The sequence below is a fragment of the Shewanella sp. MF05960 genome (assembly GCF_050849305.1).
Taxonomy (GTDB): Bacteria; Pseudomonadota; Gammaproteobacteria; order Enterobacterales; family Shewanellaceae; genus Shewanella.
Genome location: NZ_JBOZPS010000001.1, coordinates 14,225 through 27,053, shown reverse-complemented (window position 1 = coordinate 27,053; position 12,829 = coordinate 14,225). Strand labels below are relative to the sequence as shown.

Annotated in this window: 15 protein-coding genes; 10 read left to right on the top strand and 5 right to left on the bottom strand. The window is 43.2% G+C overall.

Features of this window, described 5'->3' with window-relative positions:
* The first annotated feature begins 68 nt into the window (after positions 1-68).
* Together der and ACROAE_RS00120 are read left to right on the top strand one after the other, a co-directional pair.
* Positions 69-1,535 carry a ribosome biogenesis GTPase Der gene (der, locus tag ACROAE_RS00125; RefSeq protein WP_432398901.1) on the top strand — a complete coding sequence of 489 codons (1,467 nt, stop codon included), beginning with the start codon at positions 69-71 and terminating at the stop codon, positions 1,533-1,535.
* 76 nt (positions 1,536-1,611) lie between these two features.
* Positions 1,612-1,818 (top strand): DUF3565 domain-containing protein, encoded by a 207-nt coding sequence (locus ACROAE_RS00120; protein WP_432398899.1) that lies wholly within the window; start codon positions 1,612-1,614, stop codon positions 1,816-1,818.
* Here ACROAE_RS00120 and ACROAE_RS00115 read toward each other — a convergent pair.
* A complete protein-coding gene (locus ACROAE_RS00115) occupies positions 1,811-2,215 on the bottom strand; it encodes a hypothetical protein (RefSeq protein ID WP_432398898.1) in 405 nt (134 codons plus the stop codon). The genes ACROAE_RS00120 and ACROAE_RS00115 overlap by 8 nt on opposite strands.
* 150 nt (positions 2,216-2,365) lie before the next feature.
* Here ACROAE_RS00115 and ACROAE_RS00110 point away from each other — a divergent pair, with 150 nt between their 5' ends.
* From ACROAE_RS00110 to ACROAE_RS00075, 8 genes are all read left to right on the top strand, one after another.
* A complete protein-coding gene (locus ACROAE_RS00110; protein WP_432398897.1) occupies positions 2,366-2,932 on the top strand; it encodes a cytochrome b/b6 domain-containing protein in 567 nt (188 codons plus the stop codon).
* 248 nt (positions 2,933-3,180) lie between these two features.
* A complete protein-coding gene (locus ACROAE_RS00105) occupies positions 3,181-3,684 on the top strand; it encodes a TlpA family protein disulfide reductase (protein ID WP_432398896.1) in 504 nt (167 codons plus the stop codon).
* A gap of 4 nt (positions 3,685-3,688) precedes the next feature.
* On the top strand, positions 3,689-3,925 hold the full coding sequence (locus ACROAE_RS00100) for a DUF4266 domain-containing protein (RefSeq protein WP_160053756.1): 237 nt from the start codon (positions 3,689-3,691) through the stop codon (positions 3,923-3,925).
* A complete protein-coding gene (locus ACROAE_RS00095; protein WP_432398895.1) occupies positions 3,916-5,211 on the top strand; it encodes a DUF3570 domain-containing protein in 1,296 nt (431 codons plus the stop codon). Before ACROAE_RS00100 ends, ACROAE_RS00095 begins: the two co-directional genes overlap by 10 nt.
* A gap of 237 nt (positions 5,212-5,448) precedes the next feature.
* Positions 5,449-6,372 (top strand): FAD:protein FMN transferase, encoded by a 924-nt coding sequence (locus ACROAE_RS00090; RefSeq protein ID WP_432399201.1) that lies wholly within the window; start codon positions 5,449-5,451, stop codon positions 6,370-6,372.
* 5 nt (positions 6,373-6,377) lie between these two features.
* Positions 6,378-7,037: a response regulator gene (locus tag ACROAE_RS00085; protein WP_432398894.1), complete on the top strand. Its 660-nt coding sequence runs from the start codon at positions 6,378-6,380 to the stop codon at positions 7,035-7,037.
* Position 7,038: 1 nt separating this feature from the next.
* Positions 7,039-7,170: a hypothetical protein gene (locus ACROAE_RS00080; RefSeq protein WP_432398893.1), complete on the top strand. Its 132-nt coding sequence runs from the start codon at positions 7,039-7,041 to the stop codon at positions 7,168-7,170.
* 35 nt (positions 7,171-7,205) lie between these two features.
* Complete coding sequence (locus ACROAE_RS00075; protein WP_432398892.1) at positions 7,206-8,594, top strand: ATP-binding protein; 1,389 nt, start codon at positions 7,206-7,208, stop codon at positions 8,592-8,594.
* 77 nt (positions 8,595-8,671) lie between these two features.
* Here the strand turns inward: ACROAE_RS00075 and ACROAE_RS00070 are convergent, their stop codons facing one another.
* From ACROAE_RS00070 to ACROAE_RS00055, 4 genes are all read right to left on the bottom strand, one after another.
* Complete coding sequence (locus ACROAE_RS00070) at positions 8,672-10,126, bottom strand: DUF3300 domain-containing protein (protein WP_432398891.1); 1,455 nt, start codon at positions 10,124-10,126, stop codon at positions 8,672-8,674.
* Between the two features lie 124 nt (positions 10,127-10,250).
* Positions 10,251-11,579: an ATP-binding protein gene (locus ACROAE_RS00065; RefSeq protein WP_432398890.1), complete on the bottom strand. Its 1,329-nt coding sequence runs from the start codon at positions 11,577-11,579 to the stop codon at positions 10,251-10,253.
* The gene (locus ACROAE_RS00060; RefSeq protein WP_160053762.1) at positions 11,572-12,255 is read right to left on the bottom strand and encodes a response regulator transcription factor; all 684 of its coding nucleotides are present in this window, start codon (positions 12,253-12,255) and stop codon (positions 11,572-11,574) included. The genes ACROAE_RS00065 and ACROAE_RS00060 overlap by 8 nt, the downstream gene beginning before the upstream one ends.
* A 3-nt stretch (positions 12,256-12,258) precedes the next feature.
* On the bottom strand, positions 12,259-12,600 hold the full coding sequence (locus ACROAE_RS00055; RefSeq protein ID WP_432398889.1) for a PepSY domain-containing protein: 342 nt from the start codon (positions 12,598-12,600) through the stop codon (positions 12,259-12,261).
* Positions 12,601-12,829 lie beyond the last annotated feature (229 nt).

Below are 12,829 nucleotides of genomic sequence, written 5' to 3'. Positions count from 1 at the left end.
GTCTTCACTAGAGCCCCTGGAAGTGTTCCGGGGGCTTTTTATTGAAAAGTTTTTTTAGAGGCAAAATCATGATCCCTGTAGTGGCCCTTGTGGGGCGACCAAACGTCGGTAAATCGACATTATTTAATCGTCTTACACGTACTCGTGATGCGTTAGTAGCGGATTTTCCTGGCTTAACACGTGACCGTAAATACGGCCGTGCTTTCTTAGCTGGGTACGAGTTTATCGTTGTTGATACCGGCGGTATTGATGGCTCCGAAGAAGGGATCGAAACAAAAATGGCTGAACAGTCATTAGCGGCGATTGAAGAAGCGGATGTCGTATTATTTATGACAGACGCGCGCGCTGGTATGACAGCTGCTGATTTAGCGATTGCTCAGCATTTACGTAGTCGCGATAAAGTGACCTTTGTTGTTGCCAATAAAGTTGATGGTATTGATGCTGATTCTGCTTGTGCTGAGTTTTGGTCTCTAGGTCTAGGCGAAGTCTACCAAATGGCTGCTGCGCAAGGCCGTGGTGTGACCAACATGATTGATTACGCACTAACACCTTATGCAGAGGCTATGGGCATTGTTCGTGAATTAGACGAAGAAGGCGAGCAAGTAGAGCGTGAATATACTGAAGAAGAAGCTGAAGCAGAGCAAACTCGTCTTCAGAATTTACCGATTAAGCTTGCTATTATTGGTAAGCCTAACGTGGGTAAGTCAACGCTAATTAACCGTATTTTAGGTGAAGAACGTGTTGTGGTTTATGACGAGCCAGGCACCACGCGTGACAGTATTTACATTCCTATGTCGCGTGAAGGTCGTGAATACGTATTGATTGATACAGCTGGTGTTCGTCGTCGCAGCAAAGTACATGAAGTTATCGAGAAGTTCTCGGTGATTAAAACCTTGAAAGCGGTTGAAGATGCTAACGTTGTACTATTAGTTATCGATGCCCGTGAAGGGATTGCAGAACAAGATCTGGGTTTATTAGGCTTTACCTTAAACGCGGGTCGCGCTTTGGTTATTGCGATAAACAAGTGGGACGGTATTGATCAAAAGATTAAAGATCGCGTTAAAAGTGAATTAGATCGCCGCTTAGGCTTTATCGATTTTGCCCGTATTCACTTTATTTCTGCATTACACGGTACCGGTGTTGGCCATTTGTATGAGTCAATCGAAGAAGCCTACGACAGTGCCACGCGCCGCGTAAGTACTTCAATGTTGACGCGTATTATGCAAATGTCGCAAGATGATCACCAGCCACCATTGGTTAATGGTCGTCGTGTTAAACTGAAATATGCTCACGCTGGTGGTTATAACCCACCGATTGTTGTGGTACACGGTAACCAGGTCAGCAAGCTGCCTGACTCGTACAAGCGTTATATGATGAACTATTTCCGTCGTTCATTAAAAGTGGTTGGTACGCCAATCCAATTACGTTTCCATGAAGGTTCTAACCCGTTTGAAGGCAGAACTGAAAAGTTAACCTTAGGACAAGAGCGTCGTCGTAAGCGTGCAATGACACATATTCGTGACCGTAAAAAATAACGTTAACAGATAACAAAAGCCTGACTTGTTCAGGCTTTTTTGTGGCTGAAATATTAAAAGCGTAAGGTAGAGGTATATGCAGCAGCAAATAGTGGGTTATCACCAAGATGAAGAGTGTCATTGGGTTGCGCAGTTAGTATGTGGCCATTTTCAACATGTGCGCCATGACCCACCCTGGACTGTCCGCGAATGGGTCACTACCGATCTTGGCCGTCAGCAACATTTAGGTATGCTGCTTAGCTGTAAAAAATGTGACCGTGAAGAACCTGTAGATGCTATTTGAGAGTATTCGTTTTCGATTGTCTACAGCTCAATAGGTAGCCGGCAATATACAGGCAGATAACACTGTCCATTGCCATGGATAACCAAAAGCCATTAGTAAAAGGTTGGCTTGAATAACCTATAACTAAACTGACAAAAAATAGTTTTTCAATTAACGCCACCCAAAACACTGGGATAATCCAGTGATTACGAAATATCGCAATAAAAAAGCTGCACCCCATCATCAATACTAAAAAGCCCCAATGCTGGATAAATATCGTGTCGCTAACAATATACGGTAATTGGTTTAGCTGCGCTAAAGCCCACTGCGGCGCTAATGTATATAACCCTCCCAAAGAGGTACCCAAGCCGGCAATGAATAATGCAAGCGTTTGGGTTCGTTTAAAAAACTCAGTCATGAGAAAGTCCTATTTATAAATCGTTTTATGCTGCGCTCACAATTAGATCTTATTGCACTTAATAGAATTGGTATAAAACCATAAACCGTAAGTGATTGTTAAGGTTATAACGTAATAATGGCGTTGTTATCTTAATCTATCGAGGTTTATATGCGTACTCAAGTTCATTTCCCGTTACTCCATCGTCTGTTGCATTGGGGATTAGCCTTGACCATGATGGTGATGTTACTCACTGTGTTGTTACGCTTAGGGTGGATGGAGAAAAATCATATGGCGGCGGTGATTACACAGGGCTTAGCCAAAATTGATGTGCTGATCACCGACAAGCAAGCCGTTAGCATTGCAAAAGGGATCCGTGGTGTGATGTTTAAATGGCATATTTACTTTGGCTATGCGGTAAGCGTATTTGTTGTTGCTCGTTTTGCATACATGGCTAAATTTGGCCTGCATTATCCATCGGCATTCAGTGCTCAGGCGACCACGAAGCAAAAATTTCAAGCATGGGTGTATTGGTTATTTTATGCCGGCGTCGCCATGTCAGTGAGCACTGGGTTATTACTTGAATTTGGTCCAGAGGCCATAGAGCAACAAGTCGAAACTATTCATAAACTCGCATTGTGGTATTTTATCCCATTTATCAGTTTGCATTTAGCAGGTATTTTGCTGGCAGAAGCCAGTCATGATAAAGGTTTAGTCTCTAAAATGATTGGTGGTTAATCAATCTGATGTGATGGTCTGCTCCCATTGCTTCTCCCATTGCTGCATCGATGTGCCTGATTGAAGTGGTGACAAACAATCAAAATGGCAGAAGACCAACATGGTGATTACAACAATAGGGTTAGAGAGGTTAAATAGCTCACGACACAATGTCTTGAGCTATTTTTGTGAGTGCAGTTTATTGCTTAAGTAAACCTTAAGATTGGTCATCTAGTGTGTTATTCATCTAGTCATTAGGCGAAAATATAATGCCAAAGAAGTTATTTTCACTCTCCTCAAACATCACCGCGACTTTACTGAGCCTTGCACTTGGTATCAGTACCGCGGTAATTGCAGCTCCTTCATTAGATCACACTGTGTTAGATGCTAAAGCTAAACCTGTCAGCCTACAGCAATATGCAGGTAAAGTGGTATACGTCGATTTTTGGGCGTCATGGTGTGGGCCGTGTCGTAAGTCATTCCCCTGGATGAATGCCATGCAAGCTAAATATCAGCAACAGGGATTAGAGGTTGTGGCCATTAACCTTGATGTTGACACTGCATTAGCTCATGAGTTTTTATCTAAAATACCTGCCACATTTAATCTGACGTTTAATCCTGAAGGTGATGTTGCCAAAGCATTTGATTTACAAGGAATGCCCAGCAGCTTTTTGTTTAATCGCCAAGGCGAATTAGTGCAAACGCATATGGGCTTTTTTGAAGAGAACATTTCTGCCTACGAGCAAGAAATCCAAACATTATTACAGGAGTAAACTCATGACTAACGTGTTTAAACCCTTTTGCAAAACGGTCGTGGCGTTAGCCATTGCCAGCAGTCTTGTGGGATGCTCAAGTTTAGGTGTTCAACCTTGGGAAAAAGATCAATTTGCCCGTAAAGACATGGCATTAAACAGCGAGAAACTTGATTTATCTTTAGATGATCATATTTATTTCAGTAAAGAAGGTACCAGCGGTGGTCGTTCATTGGCGGGCGGAGGTTGTGGATGCAACTAACATCAAAACAGAGCATTGCCAGCGCCTTAGCCATTGCAAGTTGTAGTTTAATTGGCCAAGCCAATGCAGCCGAAACTGTACCAGCTAATGATGACTGGAAAGTGGATGCTGCCATTATGTATTACGGCGAGCAAGAGCGTGTACAAGCTGTAGAGGCCATTGGTAATGTGCAAAAAGCGTTTGGTGACACCTCGTTACTAGACATGAAAGTGGTAGTCGACAGTTTAACGGGCTCATCTGCATCGGGCGCTGTGGCTCAAGGTGAAAGCCAAACGTTTACACGTCCATCTGGTAAAGGCGAGTACACCGTTGGCGCAGGTGATACTCCACTTGATGATACTTTCCACGATACGCGAGTGCAGTTAAGTGCTAACTGGCAAGAAGTGTTTAATCAAGATTGGACTGGTAACGTCGGCGTATATGGCTCAAAAGAGTTTGACTACTTGTCAATGGGATTAAACGCTGGCCTTGAACGTAGCTTTAATAAAAACAATACCACCCTGGCGTTATCGGGTGCTTTTACACAAGATGTGGTCGATCCTGTAGGAGGCCGCCCTGTTGCCTTTAGTGAGATGGTTTATCGGGCTAACTACAACAGTGACGCAGAGTACCAAGCGGCGTTTGATCAAACTCGTTTAAGTGGCGATGATACCAAGCAAACATCGGATGTCATGTTGGGTGTCACTCAAATTCTTAATCGCAATTGGTTAATGCAAGCAAACTATGGCCTGTCTAGTGTGTCTGGCTATATGAACGACCCGTATAAAATTTTGAGTGAAGTCGATAGCAATGGGATTACTCAAGGGTATCGCTACGAGAATAGACCTGATTCACGTTTAAAGCACAGCGTGTATGTGATGACAAAAGGTGCATTAGATTCTGGCGTGGTTGATTTTTCTTATCGCTATAGTACCGATGATTGGGACATTACCTCGCACACCTTGGAAACGCATTATCGCTATTACTTTAGTCCGAGTTTTTATGGGCAGTTACACTTACGTTATTACCAACAACAAGCGGCTGAGTTTTATCAACCTTTCTTAATGATGGGCGATACCCTACCAGACTATGCCAGCGCCGATTATCGCATTGGCGATATGACAGCTTATACCATTGGGCTTAAGTTTGGGCAGCGTTTATCTGGCGGTCATGAGATGACTTATCGTCTTGAGTATTATCAGCAAAATCCTGAAAACAACGGCACTGAAATTCCGGGGCAGTTACAAAACTATGATTTGTTCCCATCAGTAAAAGCGATTGTTGCTCAAGTGAGTTATTCATTTTAAGTATGCTTTAACTCAAAGCTGACAGACTTGGCCATTATTGCAAGAGTGATAATGGTCAAGTCTATAACCAATCAACTTGAAGATGCTCGATTTCAACAACAATTAACACGTGTTTAGGCAAGGCATTGTTTACTGGTAACGGCAATCTAAGATAGAAGTATATTCAAGATACTGAATCTATTATCAATTACTGGCTATTGGTATTAAGATAGTGTTATGCAGCCAACAGAGAGTGCTATGCCAGCCAATTTATCACGTTCTGAAACTAACACAGTCAGTGACATCAGCTTACAGCCGCGTAAATGGGGTTTTTTAGGCTCATTTAAGGCAATGGCAAGTCCTTGTGAAGTGCTGATGGCCGTTAATGATGAGCGCGTAGCCATGCAAATGCTACAGATGGCTTACCAGGAAGCTAAACGGATTGAGCAAAAGTTCAGCCGTTTTATTGAAGACAATCTCATTTGGCAGATAAATCATGCTCACGGTACTGAGATCCCCGTTGATGCAGAGACCTTGCATTTATTGCATTTTGCCCAGCAATGTTATCAATTGAGTGACGGTGCATTTGATATCAGTGCGTGCCCACTTATGGTGTTGTGGCGTTTTGATGGCCAGCAAAAAATCCCTCATCAACATGATATTAAGCAAACCTTACAACATGTCGGCTTAAACAATATCACTATCACGCAAACCCATATTCATATGCCAGTCGGGATGAGTATCGATTTTGGTGGTATCGGTAAAGAGTATGCGGTAGACAAAGCGGCTCAAATGATTGCTCAGCGCTGGCCTAATTATTCAGTGCTGGTTAATTTTGGCGGTGATATTGCCTGTCCGATCACCAAAAGCGATGGCTGGCAGGTGGGAATTGAAAACCCGCAAAAATTAGATAATGCCGCAGCACTCTTAACCATTCGTCAAGGTGCGCTAGCTACCAGCGGTACGACTCGCCGTTATATTGAGGTGGATGGAAAACGTTATGGCCACATTATTAATCCCACAACGGGTTATCCTATTGAGCAGGCGCCTTTGTCTGTCACCGTGCTTGCACCTAATTGTGTGATGGCGGGAATGTTAGCCACCATGGCGATGTTAAAAGGATCAGAGGCTGAAGCCTTTTTACAACAGCAAGGTGTCGACTTTAAGGTGTTTAGAGGGTAAAAAATATGCGTGTATTACTGATTGAAGATAATAAATTACTCGCCCAAGGCGTGGTAATGAGTTTGGCTAAGGAAGGCATTCAAGTTGATCATTTATCATCGTTTAAGCAAGCGCAAGCTGCACTCAACAACGAAGATTTTAGCGCGATTATTCTTGATTTAGGCTTACCCGATGGTGATGGTGCCGAGTTGTTAAAACAATGGCGCCGAAGTGGTGTCTCTTTACCGATTATCGTGCTCACAGCGAATACTGACTTTGACACTCGCTTGGCTTGTTTAGATATTGGTGCAGATGATTACCTCAGTAAACCTTTTGATGTTAGAGAATTAATTGCGCGACTACGAGCCATTATTCGGCGCCAACATGGTTTAGACAATAACCAATTTAGCTACGGCGCACTCGACATAGATTTTACTCGTTGTGAAGTGCATTTTCGGGGTGAATTAGTGTCATTGTCACGCCGTGAGTATCAGTTAATACTTGAGTTTGCTCAATCAGCCGGGCGTGTATTAACCCGCAGTCAACTCGAACAATTAACTTATGGTTGGGACGAGGTCGGCAGTAATTCGATTGAGGTGCACATACATCATTTACGGAAAAAAATGGCCACTGAATTAATTAAAACGGTACGGGGCATCGGCTACATCTTGACTGAGACGCTTTAGGGTGGTGCTATCGACTATCGACTATCGACTATCGACTATCGACTATCGACTATCGACTATCGACTATCGACTATCGACTATCGACTATCGACTATCGACTATCGACTATCGACTATCGATTGTGCATAAGTGACTAGTCAACCTTCGTGACTATTTTTAAAGGATGTTATGTTCTCATTACGATTATTATTCAGCGTGTTAATGCTACTTGGCATTGTACTTACAGTAACGTTTTCGAGTGTATTAAGTTCTCGCGATGCCATGCATGAAGTTGAAGAGCTATTTGATGCGCAAATGGTGCAAACGGCAAAAATGCTTGAGCAGTTTTATGTTAATCAACTCACGGAAAAACAGCTTACCCAGTTGGTGACACGACCTATATTATTTCATGTTGATGATTCCAATATCGAAACCTTTGCTGAACAAGCCAACCCGATATCCCTATCTTATGAACACAAATTGTCTTTTCAACTCTTGTCGACTACCGGGCAATTACTCGCCTATTCAGACAGTTCTGGTGAGCAAACGTTAACCCAGTTCACTCAAGGTTATGATACGCGCAACATCAATGGCAATTTATGGCATGTGTATAGCTATTTTTCAGCGGCTCATCAAGTGTGGATTGTTACGGCACAACGGCATGATGTGCGCCAGGAATTAGTGTCGTTAATTGTGAGTAATACCTGGCGAACCCCATTGATTATCACTCCAATAATGATGTTTTTTATGTTGTTGTTTATTTATTTTCTGTTTAAACCGCTTAAGTTATTAGAGCGTCATTTAGATAAGCGACCTGCTCAAGATCTCACGCCAATTAACTTCACATTACCAACGGAGTTAGCGTCTGTGCAAAAAGCGCTTAACAGTTATTTGTTGCGTATTGCCGATACCATAGTGCGTGAGCGTCGATTTAGTGCCGATGCCGCTCACGAGCTCAAAACCCCATTAGCGATTATTAAGTTACACAGCGATGGCTTAAATGATGTGTTGTCAGCTCAGCATCAAGACGTTCAGCAAATGACATTGCCTTACATTGATGCCATTGGTGAAGGGGTTAATAGGATAAATCATACGGTTGAGCAGTTGCTGCTGTTATCGCGAGTTGATGCCATTGAAGCGCTTAATCGTTCAGACTGTAACCTGCAAAATAGTATTGATAATGTGGTCAATCAGTTATTACATGTCATAGCTGATTATGAATGGCATATTGATATTCCCGCCGGAATGACCATTAACGCAGACCCATTTTATCTTGAATTAGTATTAAAAAATATTATTGAGAACGCTTGTAAATACAGCCCAGTAGAGTCGTTAATTACGATTCGAGCGACTCCACATGGTGTGCAAACGTTGATAGAGGTAATCGATCAAGGACGTGGCATGTCTAGTGATGAAATCAGCTTAGCGAAAAACCGCTTTTATCGCGTGGATGAAAATACCTCGCAAGGAGCAGGGCTTGGCTTATCCATTTGCCAGCATATTATTAGTTTACATCACGGCGAGTTACATTTTACTCAAGTTGAGCCACACGGGCTCAAGGTCAGTATTATCGTGTAGCCTACATTTTGAATGTCATTGAAACATTGAATACAAAAAAGATGAGCGCCCTATAGCAACTCATCTTTTTCGTTTTATTACTGTCTTTCTCGTGATGGTTTAATGTCTCGTGAATGACTCGATTGGCGTGCTGAGTTGTCACGTTGTTGACTCATTGCTCGCGACGCTTGTTGCACGGCTTGCGTTCGCTGCTCACGAACAGGCTCAACGCGAGCATTACGCTGTGCTTGTTGTACTTGCTGAGCACGTGGTTGGTTAATAGCATTAGCCACAGGTTTAACTTCATTTCTGGCCTTGGTATTGACTACGTCACGTTGGCGGCTCACCGGTTCTCTGTCGCGGCTGTAAGTTGATTTCATTGGCTCACTTTTACGTTCAAACGATTTTACCTGCGATGTAGGTTGACGTTGCTGGCTAAGTTCACGTTTTAGCTGCGTACTTCTATGTTCAGCAGCTTCATTACGGCTCACATTTTTCACGCGAGTGTGCTCATTACGTTTGTCTTGCTTCACATTTTGGTTAATGTGCTTACGTTGCTCGCTCACCTTAATTGAATCATTTCGCGACGTAACACGGCGCGGCTCATTAGCGAGTTGACGCTTTGGCTCGTGCGAGTAACTCACTGGCTTATTTCGTTTTTCATAGTGACCGTTATAGCGTTTGCTGATCACCTGGCTGCGATAAGCCACACCTTTACGGTGCTTAGGTTTGTGCTGCCAATGTTGTGCGCCATGGCTGTAGCTTATTCTACGTGGTGTGTAGTAACGGTAGTTTTTATGTACTGGTACGGCTATTACACGGCGGTCATGCCAATGGAAACCACTGAAGAAAAAGTTAAAGCTAATGCGTACACCGCTGTCCCAAAAAATGGCATGATGGTTAGGGCGATAGTTGACGTAGGCTGGCGCATGCCAATATACCGGTGGGTAACGGTTCCAGCGCCAATTGCCATACACAATACGGCTGTCGTAATACGGTACATAGACAATTTCAGGACGCACAGACTCAATAATAATGCGGCGTTCAACACGCGATACCTTTACCTGTTCAAGATCTGCCAGGTTATTGGCTTCATCTGCTTGTTGTCTTAATGCTTGGATGGTATCGAGCATTCGGCCTTCGTCTTGTAAAAAGGCATCGCCAAGGTTTTGCGTCCAAACCAAATCATTATTTAAACGCTCGAGTACATTAGGAAAAGCCACTAACGCTTTAACGCTTGGGTCCCAATCTTGAGACTCGACTTCGGCCATAATTTGATTGGTGTCGCGATTACCTTGATTGGCTAACCAGCGCTTAGCTTGCACAATCTCAAGCGGGTAGGTTGAGGCAATCAAAATATGGGTGAGTAAACTGTCTGGATATAGCGCAATAGGCGCGAGCATTTGCGCAAGTTCAGCGTCACTCACCACATCATCAGCTGCATTGTATGAATATGATTCAGTTGGCTGCGCGGCTTGCACACTCGCTAATGGCATACAAACCAAAGCTAACGCCAGTAGCGCTTTAGCGGGTGTTTGAATGGCTTTTTTCATGTTATCTCCAGTGTCATTGATGACTGTTATGTTCATCATAGCGAGCTGAAGATGAACATAAGCTGAAAGTTAACTAAAGGGAATAAAAGAGTGCGATGATTTTTATCTAGGCTGCAGCACTTTATTAATGGGTAAACTCGAACTCAAATTTGGCACCGCCTAAAGACGTCGACTCAGCTACCGTTAATGTGCCGTGGTAGCTGTCAACTAAGTCGCGCACAATAGCGAGGCCGATGCCGTGACCTTGTTCGTAAGTGTCGGCGCGCATACCACGTTCAAATATTTGCTGTTGCTTGTCTTTAGGCACTCCAGCACCATCATCTTCAATACTGATCAGTAAGCTGTTGGCTAATTGCTTAACGCTCAATAACACATGGCTATTGGCTGCTTTGCAGGCATTGTCTAATACGTTTCCGAGCATTTCAGTTAAGTCAGACTCATCACCTTTAAAGCGGGCTTCAGCATCACCTTGATAATCAATGCTCAACGCTTGATGTTGGTATATTTTACTTAAGGTACGCACCAAACGAGTGGCAATATCATCAACACTCACCCCAAGATGCCAGCCCGTTCCCGCAGCACTTTGCGCTCGCTTTAACTGATACGCCACAATTTGATTAATACGATTAATTTGCTCTAGCGAAGCGTCATTTAAATTCGCCTGAGTTTGCATTACGGCGAGAGGCGTTTTTAAACTGTGGGCTAAATCGGCCAGGGCGTTACGGTAACGTTTTCGCTGATTTTGTTCTGTTTGCAATAAGGTATTGAGCTGTTTTGCTACTTTTTGCAGTTCAATGGGATATTGAGTACTCAGCTGCATCGACTTACCTTGTTCCACTGCACTGAGTTCTTGACTGAATTGGCCTAAGGGTTTGAGGGTCCATAATAACCAACTTAATTGCACGCTAAATAACAGCGCCATTAATATCAATAACCAGGTCCACAATGTTTTTGAAAACTGGCTAATTTGTTGTTGGTATTCTTGTTGGTTTTTAATGATGTGCAGCGTCATGGTAAATGGTTGTTCGCTGGTGGCAAAGCTGACACTGAAACTGTAGATCAATTGCGGTTTATCGTTAATGAGAATGCTGGCGTAACTGTTTCGACCCGTTGCAGGCTTTGGTAAGTTAATGGGGGTATTTAAGCCTAAAAACGAATTTGAGGTCCACAGTAATTGATTGTCTTTGGTGGTGATCAGTGCATAGAGACCAGAGCCAATGACATTGAATTGGTTTTCGAGCAGGTGCTCAGGCATAAGTAATTCATCATTTTCCACTTCGGCCATGGCTAATACGGAATAAACATAGGCTTTTAACTGGTTTTTTGCCGCCACGTTAATTTGGGTTTCAAAGGCGTTGTTAACGGTAATGCCAATAATGGGCAGCAATACTAAAATAAGCAGTAATGCACTGACCACAATGCGAACTTTAAGTGAGCCCAATAACTTATTCATGTTGCCCTAATTGGCGTAAACGATAACCCTGGCCGCGCAGTGTTTCGATAAGCTGGTATTGATTGTCTGGGTCGAGCTTTTTACGCAAGCGACGAATAAACACTTCAATAACGTTAGAGTCGAGATCAAAATCTTGATCGTAAATATGTTCAATCAAACTGCTTTTAGAATGTACCGAACCAGGGTGCAGCATAAGGTATTCAAATAACTTGTATTCCGAACCACTTAAATTAACCACCTGCTGATGCATTTTAATTTCAAGGCTGCGAGTATTAATACTAAAAGGCCCATTTTGAATGACAGGGCTGGCTTTACCGGCTGAGCGGCGGATCAAAGCATTAATTCTTGCGACTAACTCTTCAAGCTGAAACGGCTTACTTAAATAGTCATCCGCACCGGCATCAAGGCCAATCACTTTGTCTTGCCAGCTATCACGGGCAGTTAAAATGATAATGGGGTAACTGATATTTTGCTCGCGCAATTGGCTAATGAGCGACAGTCCATCGAGTTTGGGTAATCCGACATCAATAATCGCCACATCGTACTGGTATTCCTGGGCCTGGAATAATCCTTCTTCGCCATCTGAGGCGACATCGACCGTGTACTGCGCCTCAATAAGGTATTGCTTAATGTTAGCTTGCAGGGCTAAGTCATCTTCGACCAGTAATAATCTCATGAGTTAGTTCCTTGATACTGAACCATTCGTGGCGTCGACAGACACATAAAAGATGACGCCATCGTTGGTGAGGAGTTTCACGCGATAACCAGGATGACCATTTACACTGCTAGATTGTACTTTTAACACCTTGCCTGAATAGCTGCGCTTAGCAATTTTTATGGCTTGCTGTGCACTGTTGACCACAAGGTTATTGCCTTGACGGTTATCTTTAGGGCCAGGTACAAGTGCAAAGGGGGCGGCAGAATTTAATGATAAAACAAGCGAAGCGCCAGCAAAGCTGGGTGATGAAATCACTAACATTAAGCCTAAAAGAATGGCCTTGAGCTTGAACATACGCTGCATAGTGTTAATCCTATTTACCTCATTGTTCTTAGTGTAAAAGATCCTTTTCTATATAGAAACATCTACTTAAAAAATTGCGCTAGCAGTTGATGTTAATACGTGTTGTTGGGCAAGTATACCGATATGCAGATGAACACTAACTGAATGACACTCAGAATATCGAGATGGCGATAACTATTTGCTAATGTTCAGGTTGTGTTCATTTTGGGTGGGTTTTAATGACCGCAAC

Excerpts from the sequence above, each read along its gene's own strand:
- ACROAE_RS00110 (WP_432398897.1), top strand. The coding sequence starts at position 2,366 with ATGCGTACTCAAGTTCATTTCCCGTTACTCCATCGTCTGTTGCATTGG.
- ACROAE_RS00085 (WP_432398894.1), top strand. The coding sequence starts at position 6,378 with ATGCGTGTATTACTGATTGAAGATAATAAATTACTCGCCCAAGGCGTG.
- ACROAE_RS00095 (WP_432398895.1), top strand. The coding sequence starts at position 3,916 with ATGCAACTAACATCAAAACAGAGCATTGCCAGCGCCTTAGCCATTGCA.
- der (WP_432398901.1), top strand. The coding sequence starts at position 69 with ATGATCCCTGTAGTGGCCCTTGTGGGGCGACCAAACGTCGGTAAATCG.
- ACROAE_RS00100 (WP_160053756.1), top strand. The coding sequence starts at position 3,689 with ATGACTAACGTGTTTAAACCCTTTTGCAAAACGGTCGTGGCGTTAGCC.
- ACROAE_RS00115 (WP_432398898.1), bottom strand. The coding sequence starts at position 2,215 with ATGACTGAGTTTTTTAAACGAACCCAAACGCTTGCATTATTCATTGCC.
- ACROAE_RS00075 (WP_432398892.1), top strand. The coding sequence starts at position 7,206 with ATGTTCTCATTACGATTATTATTCAGCGTGTTAATGCTACTTGGCATT.
- ACROAE_RS00060 (WP_160053762.1), bottom strand. The coding sequence starts at position 12,255 with ATGAGATTATTACTGGTCGAAGATGACTTAGCCCTGCAAGCTAACATT.
- ACROAE_RS00105 (WP_432398896.1), top strand. The coding sequence starts at position 3,181 with ATGCCAAAGAAGTTATTTTCACTCTCCTCAAACATCACCGCGACTTTA.
- ACROAE_RS00090 (WP_432399201.1), top strand. The coding sequence starts at position 5,449 with ATGCCAGCCAATTTATCACGTTCTGAAACTAACACAGTCAGTGACATC.
- ACROAE_RS00065 (WP_432398890.1), bottom strand. The coding sequence starts at position 11,579 with ATGAATAAGTTATTGGGCTCACTTAAAGTTCGCATTGTGGTCAGTGCA.
- ACROAE_RS00120 (WP_432398899.1), top strand. The coding sequence starts at position 1,612 with ATGCAGCAGCAAATAGTGGGTTATCACCAAGATGAAGAGTGTCATTGG.
- ACROAE_RS00055 (WP_432398889.1), bottom strand. The coding sequence starts at position 12,600 with ATGCAGCGTATGTTCAAGCTCAAGGCCATTCTTTTAGGCTTAATGTTA.
- ACROAE_RS00070 (WP_432398891.1), bottom strand. The coding sequence starts at position 10,126 with ATGAAAAAAGCCATTCAAACACCCGCTAAAGCGCTACTGGCGTTAGCT.